The organism is Noviherbaspirillum malthae (assembly GCF_015352985.1).
Classification (GTDB): Bacteria; Pseudomonadota; Gammaproteobacteria; order Burkholderiales; family Burkholderiaceae_D; genus Noviherbaspirillum; species Noviherbaspirillum malthae.
This window is the reverse complement of record NZ_JACYXF010000004.1, coordinates 87,892-107,788: the sequence shown is the minus strand read 5'-3', so window position 1 is coordinate 107,788 and position 19,897 is coordinate 87,892. Positions and strand designations below refer to the sequence as shown.

General features: G+C 61.4%; 17 protein-coding genes. 12 read left to right on the top strand and 5 right to left on the bottom strand.

The annotated features are described in order from the left end of the window. Nucleotides 1-6 precede the first annotated feature (6 nt). From IGW03_RS08545 to IGW03_RS08530, 4 genes are all read left to right on the top strand, one after another. The gene (locus tag IGW03_RS08545; protein ID WP_194722120.1) at nucleotides 7-906 is read left to right on the top strand and encodes a LysR substrate-binding domain-containing protein; all 900 of its coding nucleotides are present in this window, start codon (nucleotides 7-9) and stop codon (nucleotides 904-906) included. Nucleotides 907-1,149: 243 nt separating this feature from the next. Beyond that, complete coding sequence (locus IGW03_RS08540; protein WP_194722119.1) at nucleotides 1,150-2,133, top strand: Bug family tripartite tricarboxylate transporter substrate binding protein; 984 nt, start codon at nucleotides 1,150-1,152, stop codon at nucleotides 2,131-2,133. 102 nt (nucleotides 2,134-2,235) lie between these two features. Further along, nucleotides 2,236-3,246, top strand: coding sequence for a porin (locus tag IGW03_RS08535; RefSeq protein ID WP_228535243.1), 1,011 nt, complete (start codon nucleotides 2,236-2,238; stop codon nucleotides 3,244-3,246). 534 nt (nucleotides 3,247-3,780) lie between these two features. Next, complete coding sequence (locus IGW03_RS08530; RefSeq protein WP_194722331.1) at nucleotides 3,781-4,722, top strand: Bug family tripartite tricarboxylate transporter substrate binding protein; 942 nt, start codon at nucleotides 3,781-3,783, stop codon at nucleotides 4,720-4,722. 50 nt (nucleotides 4,723-4,772) lie between these two features. Here IGW03_RS08530 and IGW03_RS08525 read toward each other — a convergent pair whose 3' ends face one another. Beyond that, entirely contained in the window at nucleotides 4,773-5,999 is a 1,227-nt protein-coding gene (locus IGW03_RS08525; protein ID WP_194722118.1) for a GAF domain-containing sensor histidine kinase, read from the bottom strand. A 296-nt stretch (nucleotides 6,000-6,295) separates the two neighbouring features. Here IGW03_RS08525 and ggt point away from each other — a divergent pair, with 296 nt between their 5' ends. Next, on the top strand, nucleotides 6,296-8,128 hold the full coding sequence (gene ggt, locus IGW03_RS08520; RefSeq protein ID WP_194722117.1) for a gamma-glutamyltransferase: 1,833 nt from the start codon (nucleotides 6,296-6,298) through the stop codon (nucleotides 8,126-8,128). Nucleotides 8,129-8,232: 104 nt separating this feature from the next. Here the strand turns inward: ggt and IGW03_RS08515 are convergent, their stop codons facing one another. Together IGW03_RS08515 and IGW03_RS08510 are read right to left on the bottom strand one after the other, a co-directional pair. Next, a complete protein-coding gene (locus IGW03_RS08515) occupies nucleotides 8,233-8,523 on the bottom strand; it encodes a KTSC domain-containing protein (protein ID WP_194722116.1) in 291 nt (96 codons plus the stop codon). Between the two features lie 11 nt (nucleotides 8,524-8,534). Further along, nucleotides 8,535-10,688, bottom strand: coding sequence for a DEAD/DEAH box helicase (locus IGW03_RS08510; RefSeq protein ID WP_194722115.1), 2,154 nt, complete (start codon nucleotides 10,686-10,688; stop codon nucleotides 8,535-8,537). A gap of 181 nt (nucleotides 10,689-10,869) precedes the next feature. On the opposite strand from IGW03_RS08510, the gene IGW03_RS08505 reads away from it, so the two are divergent. Together IGW03_RS08505 and arfB are read left to right on the top strand one after the other, a co-directional pair. After that, nucleotides 10,870-12,093, top strand: coding sequence for a DEAD/DEAH box helicase (locus IGW03_RS08505; RefSeq protein ID WP_228535241.1), 1,224 nt, complete (start codon nucleotides 10,870-10,872; stop codon nucleotides 12,091-12,093). A gap of 69 nt (nucleotides 12,094-12,162) precedes the next feature. After that, entirely contained in the window at nucleotides 12,163-12,570 is a 408-nt protein-coding gene (gene arfB, locus IGW03_RS08500; RefSeq protein ID WP_194722330.1) for an alternative ribosome rescue aminoacyl-tRNA hydrolase ArfB, read from the top strand. A gap of 131 nt (nucleotides 12,571-12,701) precedes the next feature. On the opposite strand, the gene IGW03_RS08495 is transcribed toward arfB, so the two are convergent. After that, nucleotides 12,702-13,178 carry a DUF6328 family protein gene (locus tag IGW03_RS08495; RefSeq protein WP_194722113.1) on the bottom strand — a complete coding sequence of 159 codons (477 nt, stop codon included), beginning with the start codon at nucleotides 13,176-13,178 and terminating at the stop codon, nucleotides 12,702-12,704. Nucleotides 13,179-13,205: 27 nt separating this feature from the next. Here IGW03_RS08495 and IGW03_RS08490 point away from each other — a divergent pair, with 27 nt between their 5' ends. Next, nucleotides 13,206-14,192 carry a hypothetical protein gene (locus IGW03_RS08490; RefSeq protein WP_194722112.1) on the top strand — a complete coding sequence of 329 codons (987 nt, stop codon included), beginning with the start codon at nucleotides 13,206-13,208 and terminating at the stop codon, nucleotides 14,190-14,192. A gap of 446 nt (nucleotides 14,193-14,638) precedes the next feature. On the opposite strand, the gene IGW03_RS08485 is transcribed toward IGW03_RS08490, so the two are convergent. Next, nucleotides 14,639-15,670, bottom strand: a complete 1,032-nt coding sequence (locus tag IGW03_RS08485; RefSeq protein ID WP_194722111.1) for an AraC family transcriptional regulator — start codon at nucleotides 15,668-15,670, stop codon at nucleotides 14,639-14,641. Nucleotides 15,671-15,855: 185 nt separating this feature from the next. Between IGW03_RS08485 and fabF the strand changes: the two genes are divergently transcribed. From fabF to IGW03_RS08465, 4 genes are all read left to right on the top strand, one after another. Then, nucleotides 15,856-17,118: a beta-ketoacyl-ACP synthase II gene (fabF, locus tag IGW03_RS08480; RefSeq protein WP_194722329.1), complete on the top strand. Its 1,263-nt coding sequence runs from the start codon at nucleotides 15,856-15,858 to the stop codon at nucleotides 17,116-17,118. 399 nt (nucleotides 17,119-17,517) lie between these two features. Continuing rightward, nucleotides 17,518-18,330 carry a transporter substrate-binding domain-containing protein gene (locus IGW03_RS08475; RefSeq protein ID WP_194722110.1) on the top strand — a complete coding sequence of 271 codons (813 nt, stop codon included), beginning with the start codon at nucleotides 17,518-17,520 and terminating at the stop codon, nucleotides 18,328-18,330. A gap of 78 nt (nucleotides 18,331-18,408) precedes the next feature. Beyond that, nucleotides 18,409-19,068 (top strand): amino acid ABC transporter permease, encoded by a 660-nt coding sequence (locus tag IGW03_RS08470; protein WP_194722109.1) that lies wholly within the window; start codon nucleotides 18,409-18,411, stop codon nucleotides 19,066-19,068. Nucleotides 19,069-19,211: 143 nt separating this feature from the next. Beyond that, nucleotides 19,212-19,886: an ankyrin repeat domain-containing protein gene (locus IGW03_RS08465; RefSeq protein ID WP_194722108.1), complete on the top strand. Its 675-nt coding sequence runs from the start codon at nucleotides 19,212-19,214 to the stop codon at nucleotides 19,884-19,886. Nucleotides 19,887-19,897 lie beyond the last annotated feature (11 nt).

Genomic DNA, 19,897 nt, shown 5'->3' with positions numbered 1-19,897 from the left:
GCAATTATGGATTTCAAGCAACTTGCCTACTTTGTGCGCGTCGCCGAACTCGGCAGTTTCACCCGGGCGTCCACCGCGCTCGACATCGCGCAACCTGCGCTGAGTCGCCAGGTGAGGCTGCTGGAGGTGGAACTGCGGCAGACCCTCCTCATGAGAAACGGGCGCGGCGTTACGCTCACCGAGGCCGGCAAGGTCTTGCTGGAGCACAGCCGCGGCGTGCTGCACCAGATGGAGAGACTGCGCGAGGAGTTGTCGCGGGTGCAGGGCTCGCTTGCCGGAAGGGTGGCAATCGGCCTTCCTCCCACGCTCTCCAAGATCCTGACCGTGCCGATCACGCGGGAATTCAAGGCGTCGATGCCGGATGCCACGCTGTCCATCAGCGAAGGCCTGTCGAAGACCATGCTGGATTCGCTGCTCTCCGGCCGCCTCGATATCGCGCTTCTCTACAACGCCTTGCCATCGCCGGACATCGACCTGCTGCCCCTGGTGGAGGAGGAACTGATGCTGGTGCAGCGCCTCGGCGACGCGGACGCCGGCAAGCCGGTCAAGCTGCGGGATATCGGCAAGCATGCGCTGATCATTCCGAGCCGGCCGAATGCACTACGCATGCATGTGGAGACCGAACTCATCAATATCGGCGTGCAGCCGAAAATCGCGATGGAAGTCGACGGCGTCGGCGCGATTCTCGACCTCGTCGCCGACGGCGCCGGCAAGGCCATCCTCTCGAGCAATGCAGTGACCACGGCGGCGCATCCCAAGCGCTATTCGACACGGCCCATCATCGATCCGGGCCTGCGGCCCAAGCTGTTCATCGCCATCAATTCCCGCCGCCCTGCGACCGGCACGCAGCAGGCCATGCTGCAGCTCCTGGAGAAGGTGGCAAGGGAAATTCTCGGCGATTCCTGACGGGCAGCCCGTGATTCGTTCTCATGCTTGCGATGAGCGCATCCGCCATCCGTTATAACAAGTTGCTATAGCAGCTAGCGCCGTTATCGTATTGTTCATGGGTCGGCCCTGCCCGATAATCCGCTCGAACTGAAGCGCATCGGCATGCGTCATTCCTTGCCGGTCAGCTTCCGCGATGGCTTGCCATCGACAAGACGTGCCGGAAAGAGCACGGCGACTCCTCCAATGACCAAGGTGCTTTTCATGATCCGACAAGTAATCAAGACCGTGCAATGCTGCGTGGCTGCGCTGGCGCTCGCCGCGTCCGCGTCCGCGTCCGCCGTCGCGCAGGACTATCCCAACAAGCTGGTGAAGATCGTCGTGCCTTTCGGCGCGGGCGGCATTGCCGACCTCACTATCCGCACCGTCGCGCAAAAGATGTCGGAGTCGATGAAGCAGCCCATCATCATCGAGAACCGGCCGGGCGCCGGCGGAATCGTTGCGGCTGATGCGGTCGCCAAGGCGAGCCCCGACGGCTATACCCTGCTGCTCATCAGCAACGGCACTGCGGTCAGCGCCGGCCTGTTCAAGAAGCTGCCCTACGATACCCTCAAGGACTTCGCGCCGATTTCCACGCTCGGCTACTTCGACCTCGGCCTCATCGTCAACAAGAAGCTGCCGATCAAGAATGCCGCCGAACTGATTGCCTACGCCAGGAAGAACCCGGGCAAGCTCAATATTGGCACCATCAACCGCGGCAGCACGCAGAACCTCGCGGCCGAACTCTTCGTTTCGACGGCAGGCATCGATGCGCTCATCGTTCCTTACAAGGGTACGCCGGAAGTCATCACCGCCGTCACCACCGGCGAGCTCGATGCGGCAGTGGAGATTCTCGGGCCGACGCTGCCCCAGATCAAGTCCGGCAACATCCATGTCATCGGCGTGACGTCCGCGAAGCGCTTCTCCGGCCTGCCCGATGTGCCTACCGTCGCCGAGAGCGGCCTGCCGAATTATCAGGCGGCCTCCTGGAACGGCCTGGCGGCGCCGGCCGGCACGCCCAAGCCCATCATCGATCGGCTGAACAAGGAAATCAATGCGGCCGTATCGAATCCGGACATCAGGAAGCGCCTGCTGGAATTCGGCGTGGTGGCACAGGGCGGCACACCTGATGCGACGAAGAATCTGCTCGCCTCCGATATTGCGAAATGGGGCGCGGTGATCGAGAAGGCGAAGATCGAGAAGCAGTAAGCATTAATTAAACAGCGAGCAGCAGGAACAGCCAGGGAAGCAGGCAGTATTCATTCACTCTTCAATTCAACATTCATAACAATGACAAAGAAGACACACAACATGATGAAGCTGGGAGCAGGCTTCATCGTCGCGGGCGCGGCGTTCAATGCGTTCGCGCAGGAGACCACCCAGGTACAGCTGTATGGACTGATCGGCGCCTACGTCGCAAAGTCGGAGCGCAGCGGCGGGCCCGCTGCCGTGACGCAGCTTGGCCACGGCGGCCTGACCACTTCGTACTGGGGCGTGCGCGGCAGCGAGGATCTGGGCGGCGGCTACAAGGCCATCTTTGCGCTGGAAAGCTTCTTCCAGACCGATACCGGCGGCCAGGGCCGCAATGCGACCGACCCGCTGTTCTCGCGCAATGCCTTCGTCGGCGTGGAAAGCGGCTTCGGCCGGCTGACCTTCGGCCGCCAGACCAACCCAACCTATGTCAACATGGGCACGCTGAGCCCGTTCGGCGTTTCGGTCGTGTTTTCGCCGCTGGTGCTGCAATCCTTCGTCGGCACCTATAACGGCGCGCTGATCGGCGACACCGTCTGGAACAACACCATCCAGTACGCCACCCCGCGCGTCGGTGGCCTCGCCGGCAGCGTCATCTACGGGCTCGGCGAAGTGGCCGGCAGCAGCGGCACGGCCAACCTCGGACTGCATGCGAATTATGTGAACGGCAACTTCAGCGCGGCATTCTCGGCGCAGCGCTTCCGCGTGCCGGTCACGGCGCCCCTCACCCAGCAGAACGGTTACCTGCTCGGCGCCACCTATGACTTCAAGGTCGCCAAGGTGTACGGTTCTCTCGTGAAGACCGACAGCAGCGGCGTGTCCAACGACACCCGCACCTACGACGTCGGCCTGCGTGTGCCGGTCACGCAAAGCGGCGCTCTGCTGGCCGAGTGGGCGCACACGAAGCGCACGCGCGCCGGACTCGCCGACAACAAGCGCGACACCGCATCGGTCGGCTATGACCATTTCCTGTCCAAGCGGACGGACGTGTATGCAGTCTATTCCCGTGACAGGCAGAGCGGCTTTGATTCAGCGGGGACTATCGGTGTCGGGATGCGCCATACGTTTTGATGTGGCGGGGCCGCGATAAACCTATGTCGCGCTTCGACAGAGTTTCACTCTATCCGCTTGAAGGCAGTTTGACGAGATAGAGGCGGCAGGGATATCGCAATGCATGCGTTGCTCCTGTGAAGCACGAGTGGCTCGCAAGTTGCGGCGTGGGAGGTAAGTTTTAAAGAACGTTCCTCCCCCTTCAAGGGGGAGGCTAGGTGGGGGATGGGTTTTGATAGCGGCACGGAACTTCTGATCGTGTTGCAACAACCCATCTTCGCCCTGACCCTCCACCTTGTGGCCAGCAGGCCACTCGGACTTCGCAGGCGCAAGCATACATTGCGAAACCCCTGCTACGTCCACCTCGCCGGCTGCCCTAGAAGGGGAGGAATAACTAAACCGAAGGATATGGGTCCGTTCATAGGCGAGTACCCGACCTTTCAGCAAAAGGGCATCGGGAAATTACTGATCCCATTCCCACGTCTTCACAGGAACTCTCCCTTGACAACCATCACCCGACCGCTATTCACCCTTTGCAAGGGGCTGGGCACCGCCATGCTGGCCGCAGCCTTCACCATCTCGTTCGCGCATGCGCAGGATGTCTACCCGAACAAGCCGATCCGCATCATCGTTCCCTATGCGGCGGGCGGCGGCGTCGATATCGTCACGCGCCTCGTCGGACAGAAGATGGGCGATCTCCTCAAGCAGGTCGTCATCGTCGATAACCGCCCGGGTGCGGGAACCAACATCGGCATGGGCGCGGCGGCGAAGGCTGATCCCGACGGCTATACGCTGCTGACCGCATCCAATACTCTGGCAAGCAATGGCGCCCTGTACAAGAACATGAGCTTCGATCCGGAAAAGGATCTGGTGCCGGTCGGCAGCATCGGCTATGCGCCGCTGGTAGTGGTGGTACCGCAGGCATCGTCGTTCAAGACCCTGCGGGACTTGGTGGCGTACGGCAAGGCCAATCCCGGCAAGCTCACTTACGGCTCCGCGGGCAACGGCAGTTCCGGCCATCTCGCCAGCGAACTGCTGCAGGCCGAATCCGGCATCGATGCATTGCATGTGCCCTACAAGGGCGGCGCGCCGGCGATCAACGATCTGCTCGGCGACCGCATCTCGTTCATGTCCATCAATCCGCTGGAAGTGATTTCGCATATCCAGGCCGGCAAGCTGCGGCCGCTGGCCGTCATGGATGCGCAGCCGACGCAGCTGCTGCCCTCGGTGCCGACAGTGAATTCGCTAGGTTTGCCGGGAAGCTCGGCGACGGTCTGGTGGGGACTGGTTGCACCGAAAGGCATGCCGCAGGATATCGTCGGCAAGCTGAACGGCGCACTGCGTCAGGCGCTGGCCGACCCTGCCGTGGTCAAGCGGATGAGCGAGATGGGCGCTACGGTCACGCCGGGCAGCGCAGCGGATTTCGGTGCCTTCGTGCGCAAGGAAACCGCGAAGTGGACCAAGGTGATCAAGGCGGCCAATATCCAGCCGGATTAAGGACGTACAGGTCCTGCCGCTTCCGCCGCTGTCGGAATCGGCAATCCGCGCTATTGCCTCATCCGCCCATGTTCGGCGTTGCCGAGACTCCGGCGCTGATCATCCTGTGGAAGCGGCATGCGGAACCAGAATCGCGTTTCATGCACGGAAGAGGAAACGTCCAGCGTGCCCCCATGGGCATGAGCGACTTCGGAAGCGATATAAAGGCCCAGTCCTATCCCGTTGTGCTGGATGCTGTCCGAATGGCGGGAAAAGGGCTCGAACAGGCTGGCAAGCACCTCCTCGGGAATCGGTTTGCCTTGATTCGCGACGGAAAATTCAAAGACTCCGTCGCGGCAGTGCGCCTCGACGTGGACCGGCGCGTCAGCCGCACCGTGCGCCAGTGCGTTGCCGACAAGATTTGAAAACAGCTGGCTGATCCTGCTGCGGTCGCAAGGCACTTCGCGGGTGATTGCAAAGGCTGTTGTAATCGCTCTGTCCGGCCAGGCGCTTTGCAGTTCATCGATGACCTGTTCCAGGTCGGCCTGAGTGAGCGTGTTCTTGCGGACGAGCGGCACGCCCGTGCCGAGGCGCACGCGCGCCACATCCAGCACGTCGTCCACCAGGGCAACCATGCGCTGTACGCTGCGCTGCACCAGCTGCAACGCGTTCGTTCCCCGATTGCTCAAGGTTTCCCTCTTGAGCATTTCCGCGCCGGCATCGATCGCCGCAAGCGGATTGCGCAAGTCGTGGCTGAGCATGGCAACGAACCGCTCCCGCCGTGCCGCCATGTCGCGTTCATGCCGCAGGTTGTCCTGTACCTGCTCGGTCCTTTCCAGTGCCTGCAGGTGCAGCATGACGAGATCCGCGAACAGCCTGAACATTTTCACGATTTCGGGACGGTTCAGCCTGGCAGGCCGCGGATCGATGGCGCATAAGGTGCCGAAGAAATTTCCATCCGGGTAAAAGATGGGCATCGAGATGTAGCTCTGGAAACCGTACATGGCCGGGGTGTGATGCTGGCGGTAGCTCTCGTCTTCCGCCACATGGTCGATGACCACCTCCTGGCCGCTTGCCCGGATCTCGTTGCAGATCGTCGTCTCGATCTTCAGTTCGCCGCCGGGTTTCAGGCCGAACTCGATCTCGTCGCGCACGGCGCAGGCAATCCACCGATCCTCCGTCACCCGTGCGACTGCGGCAAAGCCCATGCCTGTCGTGCGGCAAACCACTTCAAGAATCGCGGGAACAGCGTCAATACGTGATACCGCACTTACATCCGCTTCGAGGTCATTCGCCATGGTGTGGAGGGCTTTCGGCGTACGGGTTGGAGGAGCAGAGATGCATGATTTGCTTCCCTGGCTGCAAGTCTACAGGATTCTAACTCTTCAATCGAAAGCAGGCCATAAGCGGGTACCGGATGGATGCGGCCGACTTCGGTGGTTGATCATCATCAAATGCCTGTGCGATGCGCTGGCAAAGCAGGAAGCGATTACTAGATTTCAATTACCGCTGTCTGCCCAAGCATGGTGCAGATGTCTCGGCGAGTCCGGGCTCCGCAAGGAGCAACTCCATGAACGGATAAGAAAGGGTTCACATGAGCAAGATATTGCTGCGTGCATTACGCCTCCTTCCCCTTGCCGCCGCCTTGAGCGCCGGGCTGGGCTACGCCGAGAATACGGCAAGAACGTTTCCCGATACGCTGGCCGTCCAGGAGCAGGCCTATCGCAAGGGCGTGGTGTCGGTTTCGCATCCGCTGGCTGCCGAGGCCGGTGCCCGCATGCTAGAGCAGGGCGGCAATGCCATCGATGCGGCCGCCGCTATTCAATTCGCACTGAACGTGGTCGAACCCCAGTTTTCCGGTATCGGCGGCGGCGGTTTCATGATGATTCATCTGGCGAAGAGAAATGAAACCTTCATCGTCGATTCACGGGAAAAGGCGCCGGCTGCGGCCACGGCCGACATGTTCCTGAACCAGGCGTTTGCCGATGCCTCCACCAGCGGTCACTCGGTCGGCGTGCCAGGCACACTGCTGGGCGTGGAAACCGCGCTGGAGAAATGGGGTACCAAGACGCTGGCCCAAACCCTGGAACCTGCCATCACGCTCGCCGACAGCGGTTTCCGCATCAACCGCTTCCTTGCGGCCGACATCAATAATGAACGTACCGCGCTGCAGCCGGAGACGCGCGCCGTGTTCCGCCTTAAGGACGGCAGCCCCTTGCCTGAAGGCTACCTGCTGCGCCAGCCGGATCTGGCCAAGACCTTCCGCCTGATTGCCGGGCAAGGCAGCCAGGTGTTCTACAAGGGCGAAATCGCGAGAGCCATCGTCGAGGCGCAGAAGCGCAGCAATGCGAAGCTGGGCGATGCCGGCGTCGGCCGCATGGCGCTGTCCGATCTGGCTGCCTATGACGTCAAGGTAAGGCAGCCGGTGGAGGGCGAGTACCGCGGCGTGAAAGTGAAATCGATGTCGCCGCCGTCGTCCGGCGGACTGACGGTGATCCAGATGCTCAAGATGCTGGAGCAGTTTCCGATCGGCGATGCATCCCAGGGATTCGGTTTCGGCAGCACCCGCACCCTGCACGTGATGACGGAAGCAATGCGTCTCGGCTTCGCCGACCGTGCGGTGTGGATGGGCGATGAAGACTTCGTACCGGTGCCGAAGCGGGGACTGATTTCCTCCTGTTATCTCGACACGCGCCGGAAGCTGATCAATCCTGACCAGCGGCTGGCCTCCGCCGTGGCCGGCGATCCTCGCCCTTGCGATTCGGCCGCCGCCGATGACCGGCCGCTCCGGACTGCCGGACTGGAAGAAGAGAAGGGCGTGCATACCACCCATTTTTCGGTAGTCGACCGGCACGGCAATGTGGTGTCGTACACGACGACGATTGAAAACACCTGGGGCACCGGCATCATCGTGCCGGGTTACGGGTTCCTGCTGAACAACGAGCTCACCGACTTCAACTTCACGCCGACGCGCAACGAGGCAACCGGCAATCCCGGCGCCAATGACGTTGCGCCGTTCAAGCGTCCGCGCTCGTCGATGGCCCCGACCATGCTGTTCTACAAGGGCAAGCCCGTTGCCGCCTACGGTTCGCCCGGCGGCGCCACCATCATCAATTCGGTGCTCAATGTCACGCTCAATCTCGTCGATCACCGGATGTCGATCCAGCAGGCCATCGATGCGCCGCGCTGGTCGGTCACCAGCGCGGCCGGAGCGATCACCTGCGAAAGCGGCATTCCGGCCGAGACCTTGCAGGGACTGACGGCGCTCGGCCATCCGGTACCGCAGGTCAACGGAGCGCCGGCATGCACATCGACGATCGGATCGGTGCAGGGCGTCGTGATCAACTTGAAAAACGGCAAGCAGTATGGCGGCGCCGATCAGCGCCGCGAAGGCACGGTCATCGGCATCCGCGAAGTCGGCGGCTGATCATCGTCTCGCTGCGCACGGACCGCAATCGGTCCTGGCGGAGCGAGGGTAAAGCGGAACAAGCGGCGATGCGGCAACTGGTTTTGCCGCATCGCCGCTTCGTTTCAGGCGCCTGTCTTGTCGCCGGGCGCCTTGAAGAGATTCTCGAGGTCTTCAAGCTGCTGCGACTTGCCTTGCGGCTTGACCCGGCTCCGCTCGCCCTGGAATTCCTCTTCGATATTGTCGCGGTAAAAGCTCCAGGCCGAACCGGAGCCGGAGAACCTGCGCCAGACTTCGTTGCCGACGCCGGAATAGTCGATGGCGCTGCCGTCCTCGAATTCGACCCGCAGAATGCGTTCGCGCGGATCATAGCCGATGGCGCGCAGCTTGCCGGCATTGATCTTCTTCATTTCCATGATGGTCTCCTTCAGGTTTTCCTCGGACCCTTGCGATGCGGCTTGGCCTTCGATTTTTCCCTGGGTTTTGCCGTTGCCGGGCTGACGGATTCGCGCGGCGGCTGCGGCGCTGCCGTACTGATGCGAAGCGGCTGTCCCGCCACCGATGTCTTCTGCAGCAGCGAGAAAACTTCTTTCGGCATTCCCTTCGGCAGCTCCACGATGCTGTGGTCGTCGTGGATGTCGATGCGTCCGATCAGCTTGGGGTCGAGGTCTGCTTCATTGGCAATGGCGCCCACGATATTGGCCGGCCGAACGCCGTGCACGTGCCCGACTTCGATGCGGTAGGCTTGCGTGCCCGATTCGATGCCGCGTGCCGGCTTCTCCTTGCGCGGCGCGACGCGGCGTTCCTTGGCTCCATGCGATGCCGGGGTGCCTCCGTGCGCGGCATTGCCGGCGCCGTCCTCGTCGCGGCTGATGCGCAGCTGCTGTCCAGCCACCCAGACCGTCTGCAGATGGCGCAGAAGATCGTCCGGCATGTCGGCCGGCAAGTCCAGCGTGCTGTGGTCGTCGTAGATCTCGATGCGGCCGATATGCCGCGCTTCCAGGCCGGCCTCGTTGGCGATGGCGCCGACGATATTGCCCGGCTTGACGCCGTGGACATAGCCGACTTCGATGCGGAAGCTCTGCATGCCGGCTTCCGGAGCGCGCTGGACGCGCTCCTTCTTCGGCTGCTGCGGCCTGTCCGCGTCGTCCCTGAAGTCCTGCCTGTCGCGGCGTTCGCTCCTGCCGGCGCGCTCCCTTCGGCCTGCATCGGTTCCGCCATCGTCAAAACGCGGGCGTTCGCCTTCCGTCTCCCGGCTGTTCTTTTGCAGCAGAAACGGCATGTCGCCCCGCGCTATCTTCGCCAGGGCGGCCGCAATCTCGATCGCTGGCACATTCCGTTCTCGCTCGTACTCCTCGATCAGCGACTGGAACACTTCCAGCCCGCCTGCGGCCAGCGCCTCGTCGATCTGGTCCTTGAAGCGCGCGATGCGCACGTTGTTGACGTCCTGGATGCTGGGCAGCTTCAGCGGCGATACCGGCTGGCGCGTCGCCCGCTCGATGGCCTTGAGCAGGTTTCTTTCGCGCGGCGTGATGAACAGGATGGCTTCGCCGCTGCGTCCTGCTCGCCCGGTGCGGCCGATTCGGTGGGTATAGCTTTCCGGGTCGTAGGGCACGTCGTAATTGACGACATGGCTGATGCGCTCGACATCCAGGCCGCGCGCGGCGACATCGGTCGCCACCAGGATATCGATCTGGCCGTCCTTGAGCATCTGTATGGTGCGCTCGCGCTGCTGCTGCGCCATGTCGCCGTTGATGGCGGCGGCAGAGAAGCCGCGCGCCTGCAGCTTTCCGGCCAGCTCTTCCGTGCCCAGCTTGGTGCGGGCGAAGATGATCATGCCGTCGAAAGGCTCGGCTTCCAGGATGCGGGTAAGGGCGTCCAGCTTGTGCATGCCGCTGACCAGCCAGTAATGCTGGCGGATATTTTCCGCGGTGCCGGTCTTCGCGGCGATGGTTACTTCCGCCGGATTGCGCAGGTAAGTCTGCGCGATTCGCCGGACCGCGCTCGGCATGGTGGCGGAAAACAGGGCAGTCTGGCGCGACTCAGGCGTTTGCTGCAGGATATGCTCCACGTCGTCGATGAAGCCCATGCGCAGCATCTCGTCCGCTTCGTCAAGAACGAGGGTCTTGATGCGGGAAAGATCGAGCGAACCCTTTTCCAGATGGTCGATCACCCGCCCCGGGGTGCCGACCACCACATGCACGCCGCGCCGCAGCGCGGAAAGCTGCGGGCCATAGCTCTGGCCGCCATAGATGGGCAGCACATGAAAGCCGGGAATATGCGTGGCATAGCGCTGGAATGCCTCGGCGACCTGGATGGCCAGTTCCCGCGTCGGCGCCAGCACCAGCGCCTGCAATGCGGTCTGGCGGATATCGATGCCGTCAAGAATGGGCAGCGCGAATGCCGCCGTCTTGCCGGTGCCGGTCTGCGCCTGCCCGAGCACGTCGCGGCCTTCGAGCAGCACCGGAATGGTGGCGGCCTGGATGGGGGAAGGCTGTTCATAGCCGAGTTCGCCCAGCACCCGGAGCAGGGCATCGTTCAGGTCCAGGCTGGCGAAGGAGGAAAGTTGGTTCTGCGACATGATATTTCTAAGTATGAGGTTGGGCAGGCGGGCGGCAGGAAACGCCGCAGGCATGGCAAGGCGCGCCGGCAATCAGGATTGGACAGCAAAACCGGCAAGGACTGCAGAAAGAATCCGGCATGAAAGCGCGCGGTTGGCTACACTCTACCCTTGTTTTGATATTTGGCATGCCGGACACGTTTTGAATACCTTTTCTTCCCTTGGACTGATCGCTCCGCTTCTGCAGGCGCTCGACTATACAGCACCGACGCCTGTGCAAGCGCAGGCAATTCCCGCCATCCTTGCCGGGCGCGACCTGATGGCCGCCGCTCACACCGGAACCGGCAAGACGGCCGGCTTCGCGTTGCCGCTGCTGCAGCGCCTGGCAACCGAAGGCGCACGTCCTGCCAGCAACTCGGTGCGTTCGGTGGTGCTGGTGCCGACGCGGGAACTGGCCGAGCAGGTGCACAAGAGCTTTGCCGTCTATGGACGCAATCTGCCGCTGCGCACCCTGGCCGCCTATGGCGGCGTCAGCATCAATCCGCAGATGATGGCGCTGCGCAAGGGGCTGGACATCCTGGTGGCCACGCCCGGCCGGCTGCTTGACCTGCATCAGAAGAACGCGGTGAAATTCGGCCAGCTGCAAACCCTGGTTCTGGATGAGGCCGACCGGATGCTCGATCTCGGCTTTTCGCGCGAACTCAATGCCCTGCTGGCGCTGATGCCGGCGCGTCGCCAGACCCTGCTGTTCTCGGCGACATTCTCCGACGCAATACGCACGCTTGCCGCCTCGATGCTGGCCGATCCGCTGTCCATCGACAGCGGGCCGCGCAATACCACGGCGAGCGGTATTCACCAGTGGATGATCCCGGTCGACAAGAAGCGCAAGCTGGAGCTGTTCCTGCATTTGCGGAAGAAGCATGGATGGCAGCAGGTGCTGGTCTTCGTGAAGACCCGCAACGGCGCGGACGATCTGGTCAGGGCGCTGCTCGCGCAGGGCTGCAATGCCGACGCCATCCACGGCGACAAGCCGCAGCCGGCGCGCCTGCGCGCGTTCGAGCGCTTCAAGGCCGGCGAAGTACAGATCCTGGTAGCGACCGATGTCGCGGCGCGCGGCCTGGATATTCTCGAACTCCCGCTGGTGGTCAATTTCGACCTGCCCATCGTCGCCGAGGACTACATCCATCGCACCGGGCGCACCGGGCGTGCGGGCGCGTCCGGTGAAGCCGTTTCCCTGGTGTGTGCGGATGAAGTACAGCAACTGTCGGCCATCGAAGCCCTGGTCCGCACCACCCTGAAGAGGACCGAGGAGCCTGGGTTTGAACCGGACCACCGCGTGCCGATGACCGATGGACAGGGTCACATCGTAAAGAAGCCGAAGAAACCGAAGAAACCCAAGATGCCCGCCGCGGTCAAGGCGGTTTAGTGCGAAGAGCGCCCAGGAAAGGGGAAGTTCACCGATGAAGGCAGCCGAATTTCCTCCAGCGTGTCCGACATGAACCGGTACGTGCCGGACATTCCCCCGAGCGAGGTCGAATTCACCGCAATTCGCGCACAGGGGGCAGGCGGCCAGAACGTCAACAAGGTATCCAGCGCCGTCCATCTGCGTTTCGATATCCGCGCCTCGTCGCTGCCCGAGCATCTCAAGGAACGCCTGCTGCGCCTGAACGATCAGCGCATCACCAGGGAAGGCATCATCGTCATCAAGGCGCAGACTCATCGCAGCCAGGAAAAGAACAGGGAGGAAGCCATGCAGCGGCTGCTGGAGATGGTGGCAAGCATCGCCGTCGTACCGGCAGTGCGGCGGCCGACGAAGCCGACACGCGGTTCGCAGCAACGGCGTCTGGAAGGAAAGGCCGTCCGCGGGCGGGTGAAGGCAATGCGCGGAAAAGTCATGGATTAGGAGAGCAGAACGCTTGAGAGAAATTCTTCCGCAGCGAGCGGCGAGGCCCCGCCGGTTTTGCAGGAAGCGCTTGTGCAGGACGTCAACTTTCAGGATCGCAACAACCAAGGTGCGATCAATGCAGCCCGCATTCACTTTCGCGAGGGCCTCCCTAATTTCATTCTCATCCCGATGGGAAGGATAAACCAGAGCGCGAGCAGTACGCCCAACGCAGCTGCTGCGCTCACGACGCCGATCCAGCTGTCATCCATCGCCGCGAGAACCACTTCATAGACATCTGCCGTCAGGGCCAGCATCAGTGGCACCATGCCGGCCGTGATAAAGCGCGACGAAAGCTTGACCATCCGCCGCGATACCTGGCCTCTTTCCGCCAGGCGGTGATATCCCGCCGGCGCCATCAGCAAGGCCATCGACAGAACGAGCAATCCCAGGCTGGTCATGTGCGCATAAACGCCGGACAAGGGCAGGCTTTCGAACCGATCGTTGAATACCGCGATGGTCTGGAAACCGAAAAGCATTTGCACACCGGGGATCACCATGCGCGCCTCTTCCACGATGTTCTGCATTTCCTCCTTCAAGCTTTCCTTTTCGATGCCGCTATCGGCCATGGGTCCTCCGCTCCGTCAGTCAGAGCTTTGACCGCGATCTTCATGGAGTTTTCTGCCTCCTTTGATTTCGCTAAATACTTCCGACGACGCGCGGTTGCCATGGCAGGAACTTTTAAAACCGGTGCCTGCTCTAGCAAAAAAGATCCGCCATCGAGAAGGACCATATCCATGAGACATGCAAACATCCCGGCCGAGCCGAAATCGAAGCGCATGACCGCACTGCTCAAATCGCTGGTGCCTGCGCTTTTGCTTGCGTCGTCAGCCGTCGCGGGCGTGGCCGCAGCCGAGCTTGAGGGACTGGAAGAGGAATTGCCCCTGGCGGTGGAAGATGCCTCGCCTGTCGACAAGGGAACCATCGAACTCAGCGGCGCATTGCAATATCAGCGCCTGAGATCAGGCGAGGCAAATGAAGGCCGCCATGAATACGCTTTCGTTCCTCGCATCAAGGCAGGCATCACGCGTGACTTCGAGCTTTCATTCGCGGCGCCGTATCGCTTCGGCAATGCGCCGGAGACCAGCCAGGGAGACATGAGCATAGAAGGACTTTACCAGCTCAGGGACGAAGACGGCCGTCTGCCGGCACTTGCAATCTCGGCCGGCCTTGAACGACCTTATGGCGCCGCGTCCGGCGGCACGGAAGTCATGTTCAAGGGCCTCATGAGCAAATCGCTTGGTTCGGCAAATGCTGCGGACCCGGTCCGGATTCACATCAACGTCGCCCTGCATCACAATCTCCACCCCGAGGCGACGGAACGCAACAACCGCTACTTCGCCGGTATCGCATACAGTCAGACGATGAACGAAAATTCGCTGCTTGCCGCGAGCGTATCGCGCGAACAGGAACGTCAGCGGGGGCAGGCATCCAATATGGCGGAACTCGGGCTGCGCTGGAAGGCGTCGGAAAATACGGTGCTTTCGACAGGTGTCGGCCATGGATTGAACCATGACGCGCCGCGCTGGAGATTCACGGTTGGCGTGCAGAGATCGGTTGATGGAGTGTTCGGCAAGCTATAAAAAGAATTATCGCGATTGATTTCTCTTCAAACCAGGTTTGAAACCGGGAGAGGACTCCGGGGAAATTCGCCTCAGCGAATGTCAATATGAAGCTGCCGAGCAATGGCATGGCCGCTTTTGAAAATAGATGCGGCAGTCGCTACGTTCGCTAGACTTTTAAGATTTCCGATGAATGGCTGTGAGGCGGCGCAATGCCGCCTCACAGCTAGAGCGCTTTCGGCTTGACTGGACTCGGCGAGGCCGAGGTGATTTGCCTGCGGAACAAGGCGTGGTGACGCGACATGGCGGGGCCATGGCAAGGAGACGCAACGCAGTGCCGCAGGCAAATCGACCGGCATCGACAGTACAGTCAAGCCGAAAGCGCTCTAGAATTCAATTTGATCTATGCGGAATCGTTCACGGTGTAAAACCGGTTTCTGCAATGTGGGCAGGCATGACTTTCCACGTCACTCACCCTGACGGTTGCCCTTGCGATAATCGGTAGGACTGCTGCCGGTCCAATGCTTGAATGCGCGGCAAAAGCCGGTGGCGTTGGAGAAGCCGAGATCGAATGCCAGCGCGGCCACGCCGGTGTTTGAATTTGCCAGCCGATGGACTGCGATGTCCCGCCGCAGTCCGTCCTTCACCAACTGGAAATGCGTTCCTTCCTCGGCGAATCTGCGGTTGAGCGTGCGTACGGAGATATGCAAGGCCTTTGCAAGGTCCTGTATCGTTACCGGCCGCGCGATATTCTGTTCAAGGTATTCGCGCGTTTTGGCGATAAGCGAACCTCGATGGGATGCGCCGAATGTCCAGTCTTCCGGCGCACGTTTCAGGAATGCCCATAGTTCGTGTTTCTCGCGCTTGAACTGCTCCGCACAATCCTCGTACAGGAAGTAAATGCTGGTCATGCCCGCGTCGAAGTGCACCTCGCCGGGGTACAGGAATGTATAGTCCCCGACGTGCCTTGGCCTGGCGAAGTTGAACTCTACGCGGTGCAGGCTGATCTCCCTGCCGAGCAGCCATGATGCAATGCCGTGAATGAGCTTCATCATCAGTTCATGCCCGAGCGGCGTGACCTGCGTGCCGGGCGTTCTTTCCATGAGAGCCAGTCGTACCAGGTTGTTCTTCGTTGAAATCTGCAATCGGTAATCATCCAGCAGCAGATTCCAGAAACGGACAAAACGATTCAACGCAACCAGCACGGTGGGCGCGTCCAGCAGGCTGAGCATAAGGTACTTTAACGTGCCGCCCCGGATGGGCCGCGACCACAGTCCCAGCATTTCATCATCGAGTGCGGCTGCGACCGTCCTGTAGAGCGCGACGTATTGATGGCGCGTCAGGCGTGCATCCGGCTGAACGAGAAGCGACTGGGGAATGGCGGCGCTTGCGAGCGCCTGCGCCGCCGCGCCTTCGCCGTGACAGGTGCGGATGAAGTGCAGCATCCCGTGGAGGAAGTGAGCGGAAACAGTGAGAGAGCTTTGCCAGGACAGGTTCATGGTGCTTTAATTATGGCGCATTTTGCATATCATTTGGCGTGATGTGCCAATTATTCCGAATCCTTCTCCCTATACTGGCGTCCGGTTCTACGGTGCCAGACGCTTACGACGGCTGCCGTATGGCGCATTTTGCCAATCGCTGGCTGCATATCTGGATTAATCAACTAAGGGAGCATGGTTTGAATATGAAACGCATCGTCGTGACAGGCATGGGTATGGTGTCGCCATTGGGCTGCGGGGTTGAGTCCGTATGGAGACATCTGCTCGAGGGCCGTTCTGGATTGACCGGTTTGTCCGAAGAAGTCACGGAAGGGATTGCAGCAAAGGTCGGCGGCGTAGTGCCTGCATTGACGCCGGACCGTCCATGGGGATTCGATGCCGCCCTCGCCGTGGAACCGAAGGACCAGAAGAAGATGGACCGGTTCAGCCTGTTTGCCTTGGCCGCAGCACAGGAAGCCTTGAAACAGGCGGACTGGCAGCCTTGCACGGAAAGCGCCCGCCAAAGGACGGCAACGATCGTGGCGTCCGGCATCGGCGGATTCGGCGCCATTACGGAGGCCGTCAGAATCACCGATAACCGCGGGCCGAAGCGGCTTTCTCCTTTCACCGTTCCCAGTTTTCTGGCCAACATGGCAGCCGGGCAGATTTCCATACGCCACGGTTTTCGCGGTCCCCTTGGCGCGCCTGTCACTGCATGCGCTGCGAGTGCGCAGGCCATTGGCGACGCGGCACGCCTGATTCGCGCCGGTGAAGCCGACATTGCTGTGTGCGGCGGAGCCGAGGCCTGCATCGACCGTGTCAGCCTGGGCGCATTCGCCGCCGCAAGGACAATGTCCACGAGCTTCAATGATCGCCCCGCACAGGCCTCCCGGCCTTTCGATATTGATCGGGACGGCTTTGTCATGGGAGAAGGGGCGGGCATACTGGTCATCGAAGAGCTGGAGCACGCATTGCGGCGGGGCGCCGTACCAATCGCGGAGCTGCTTGGTTATGGCACGAGCGCCGATGCCTATCACATGACGTCTCCGCCCGAAGACGGTAGCGGCGGACGACGCGCCATGGAACTGGCGCTCAGGCAAGCGAAGCTGGAACCGGAGCAGATCGGGCATTTGAATGCGCATGCCACGTCCACGCCGGTTGGCGACGTCAGCGAACTGGCTGCCATCAGGACTATATTTGGAACAGGTCGCGGTCCCGCCATATCGGCCACCAAGTCCTCGACAGGACATTTGCTTGGCGCGGCAGGCGGCGTGGAAGCGATATTCACCGTGCTGGCGCTGCGTGATCAGATGGCGCCGCCTACGCTGAATCTGGAACAGCCTGATCCGGGAGCCGAAGGCTTGGATGTCGTCGGCGGATCAGCGCGCAGGATATCGACGGACCATGCCATTACCAACGGATTTGGATTTGGCGGCGTCAATGCCAGCCTGATATTTGGCCGGGTGTGATCCTGCCTGCGTGCCCGACAGAGCCGAGATCGGAATTGATGCGAAGACCCGGTGCCCTCGCGTTCCCATGCCGGGCGGTATCAGGGTCAAGGGATTCGGGAGCGACTACCGCGTCAGCCGGGTGGTGACCAAGTCGGCGGGGAAACACGGCAACCGCGGTGAGGCTTGCCGGGTCGCGCACGGTTTCAAAAGCTGGCGCATTCCTTCATCACAAGCCTTGGTTTCATTCCGCGCTCGGGCGTATTGCCTGCCATCGGCGGGCATTGTGCATTGTTGCATTGGCTGAACTTTCCGTTGCCAATTCCTCTCTACACTCAAGCGTCAATACCCTTTGCCGCGCGTCTTTGGCGTGCGAGCCGTCCGTGCGGTCCGGAAGCATGCATGTTTCGAGGAAATGCCATGAACAAGAATGTTGCCTCAGGGTTCTTGCGTGCAGCATGCACGCTGACTTTCGCCTGCGTCGCCAGCGCTGCCGCGAACGCTGCAGATTTGCTCGACACCGTCAAATCGCGCGGCACCCTGCGTGTCGGCGCCGAGAGCACCTATCCGCCTTTCAATTTCAAGGAACAGAAGACCGGCGAACAGAGCGGCTTCGATGCCGATGTGGCGAGGCTGATCGCCGCCAAGCTTGGCGTCAAGGCCGAATTCATCAATAGCGAATGGAGCGGCATCCTCGCCGGTCTCGCGTCGAGCAAGTACGATGTCATCGTCAATCAGGTCGGTATCACGGACGAACGCAGGAAGGCTTTCGATTTTTCCGAGCCCTATACCATTTCCAGTCCGCAGCTCATCCTCAAGCGCGACGACAAGCGCGAGTTCAAAAGCCTGCAAGAGCTCAAGGGCAAGCGGCTCGGCGTCGGCCAGGGATCGAACTACGAGAAAATGGCCAAGGATGTTTCCGGTGTCGAGGTGAAGAGCTATCCGGGCGCGCCTGAATACCTGCAGGATCTCGCCGCCGGCCGTGTCGACGCCGCGCTCAACGACAGCCTGATGGTGTCCTACCTGCTGAAGACCTCGAATCTGCCGCTGAAGGCCGGCGCGCCTCTCGGCAAGGTCGAGCAGATGGGCATCCCGATCCGCAAGGACAATCCGCAATTCAAGGCCGCGATCGACAAGGCGATCGCGGATGCCAAGGCCGACGGCAGCCTGAAGCAGATCTCGATGAAATGGTTCGGCGTCGACGTCAGCAAGCCGCCGGCTGAACGTCAATGACGAAGCGAAGAAGTAACGGCGCAGCCGCGCCGTTCAACCGGATTCCGGATCATGCGTTGACCCTTGGCAGCCGCAGGCATGGATTTGCTTGAACTCCTGCGTCTTGCCGCGCCGGTCATGATGACCGGACTGGGCTATACGCTGATGTTTGCCTTTGCCTCGATGGCCGGCGGGCTCGTGCTCGGCTTTCCGCTTGCCGTCATCCGCATCACCAACTGGACCTTGCTGCGCTGGCTCGCAACCGCCTATGTCAGCATGATGCGCGGCACGCCTCTGCTGGTGCAGGTCTTCGTCATTTACTACGGGCTGCCCAGCATCGGCATTGAATTTTCGCCGACAACCGCCGGCATCCTCGCACTCAGCCTCAACGCCGGCGCCTATCTATCCGAAAGCATACGCGGCGCCATCATGGCGGTTAGCCGCGGCCAGTGGATGGCGAGCTACAGCCTCGGCCTGACCTATGCGCAGACGCTCAATCACATCGTGATTCCGCAAGCGCTGCGCGCGGCGGTGCCGTCGATGAGCAATACCCTGATCAGCCTCATCAAGGATACGTCCCTGGTATCCGTCATCACCGTGACGGAGCTGCTGCTGGCCACCAAGGAAGTCATCGCCACCACGTTCCGTCCCTTGCCGCTGTATATCCTTGCGGCGCTTGTCTATTGGGCGGTAAGCGCCTGCTTCGAGGTATTGCAGCATCGGCTGGAAAGGCGCCTGCATGCGGGCACGCGGCAATAGTCCTGTCATGAAGCAGCGAATGTGAAGCGGAATATTGCCGCCGCTGCATTGGAAAGGCCGCGAAGCAGGCGACTGGCATTGCGCGCCAGTCATGAAAACTGTGGCACCCTATGTCAATTCTCATGAAATAAAGGGAACAAGACATGCTGCCGGAGAAGATATCTGCTTTTGCCAGACGCTTGATCGTCTTGCTGGCGCTGATCGCCGCGGCGACCGGTGCCTGGGCTCAGGAGACGCATTTGCATTCAGCAGCAAGGAACGGTGATGTCGCAAGGCTTCGTGCCCTGCTCGACAGGGGAATGAATATCGATGCCCGGGACGCGGCCGGCGCGACGGCACTGCTGGTTGCCACGCACGGTAATCAGGTGGAAGCTGCCAGGGTGCTCATCGAGGCGGGCGCAGACGTCAATGCCAAGGACGGTATCCAGGACAGCCCGTATCTCTACGCCGGTGCACGCGGCCATAACGAGATCCTGAAGATGACGCTCGCACATGGAGCCGATCTGAAAAGCACCAATCGCTATGGCGGAACGGCGCTCATTCCCGCCGCGGAGCGCGGTCTGGTGGACACCGTGCGCATGCTGATCGATGCCGGCATGGACGTAAACCATGTCAACAACCTGCAATGGACCGCGCTTCTGGAAGCGATCATTCTGGGAAACGGCGGACCTCGCCATACCGAGGTAGTGCGGATGCTGGTGGCGGCGCGGGCCGACGTCAACCTTCCTGACGGCCAAGGCGTCACACCGCTGCAGCATGCACGCCGGCGCAGCTTCAAGGAAATGGAAGACATTCTCGTCAAAGCCGGCGCACGGTAAGCGAAGCAGGC

Excerpts from the sequence above, each read along its gene's own strand:
- IGW03_RS08475 (WP_194722110.1), top strand. The coding sequence starts at position 17,518 with ATGAACAAGAATGTTGCCTCAGGGTTCTTGCGTGCAGCATGCACGCTG.
- IGW03_RS08495 (WP_194722113.1), bottom strand. The coding sequence starts at position 13,178 with ATGGCCGATAGCGGCATCGAAAAGGAAAGCTTGAAGGAGGAAATGCAG.
- IGW03_RS08525 (WP_194722118.1), bottom strand. The coding sequence starts at position 5,999 with ATGGCGAATGACCTCGAAGCGGATGTAAGTGCGGTATCACGTATTGAC.
- IGW03_RS08470 (WP_194722109.1), top strand. The coding sequence starts at position 18,409 with ATGGATTTGCTTGAACTCCTGCGTCTTGCCGCGCCGGTCATGATGACC.
- IGW03_RS08535 (WP_228535243.1), top strand. The coding sequence starts at position 2,236 with ATGATGAAGCTGGGAGCAGGCTTCATCGTCGCGGGCGCGGCGTTCAAT.
- ggt (WP_194722117.1), top strand. The coding sequence starts at position 6,296 with ATGAGCAAGATATTGCTGCGTGCATTACGCCTCCTTCCCCTTGCCGCC.
- IGW03_RS08540 (WP_194722119.1), top strand. The coding sequence starts at position 1,150 with ATGATCCGACAAGTAATCAAGACCGTGCAATGCTGCGTGGCTGCGCTG.
- IGW03_RS08530 (WP_194722331.1), top strand. The coding sequence starts at position 3,781 with ATGCTGGCCGCAGCCTTCACCATCTCGTTCGCGCATGCGCAGGATGTC.
- IGW03_RS08510 (WP_194722115.1), bottom strand. The coding sequence starts at position 10,688 with ATGTCGCAGAACCAACTTTCCTCCTTCGCCAGCCTGGACCTGAACGAT.
- fabF (WP_194722329.1), top strand. The coding sequence starts at position 15,856 with ATGAAACGCATCGTCGTGACAGGCATGGGTATGGTGTCGCCATTGGGC.
- arfB (WP_194722330.1), top strand. The coding sequence starts at position 12,163 with ATGAACCGGTACGTGCCGGACATTCCCCCGAGCGAGGTCGAATTCACC.
- IGW03_RS08485 (WP_194722111.1), bottom strand. The coding sequence starts at position 15,670 with ATGAACCTGTCCTGGCAAAGCTCTCTCACTGTTTCCGCTCACTTCCTC.
- IGW03_RS08515 (WP_194722116.1), bottom strand. The coding sequence starts at position 8,523 with ATGGAAATGAAGAAGATCAATGCCGGCAAGCTGCGCGCCATCGGCTAT.
- IGW03_RS08465 (WP_194722108.1), top strand. The coding sequence starts at position 19,212 with ATGCTGCCGGAGAAGATATCTGCTTTTGCCAGACGCTTGATCGTCTTG.
- IGW03_RS08545 (WP_194722120.1), top strand. The coding sequence starts at position 7 with ATGGATTTCAAGCAACTTGCCTACTTTGTGCGCGTCGCCGAACTCGGC.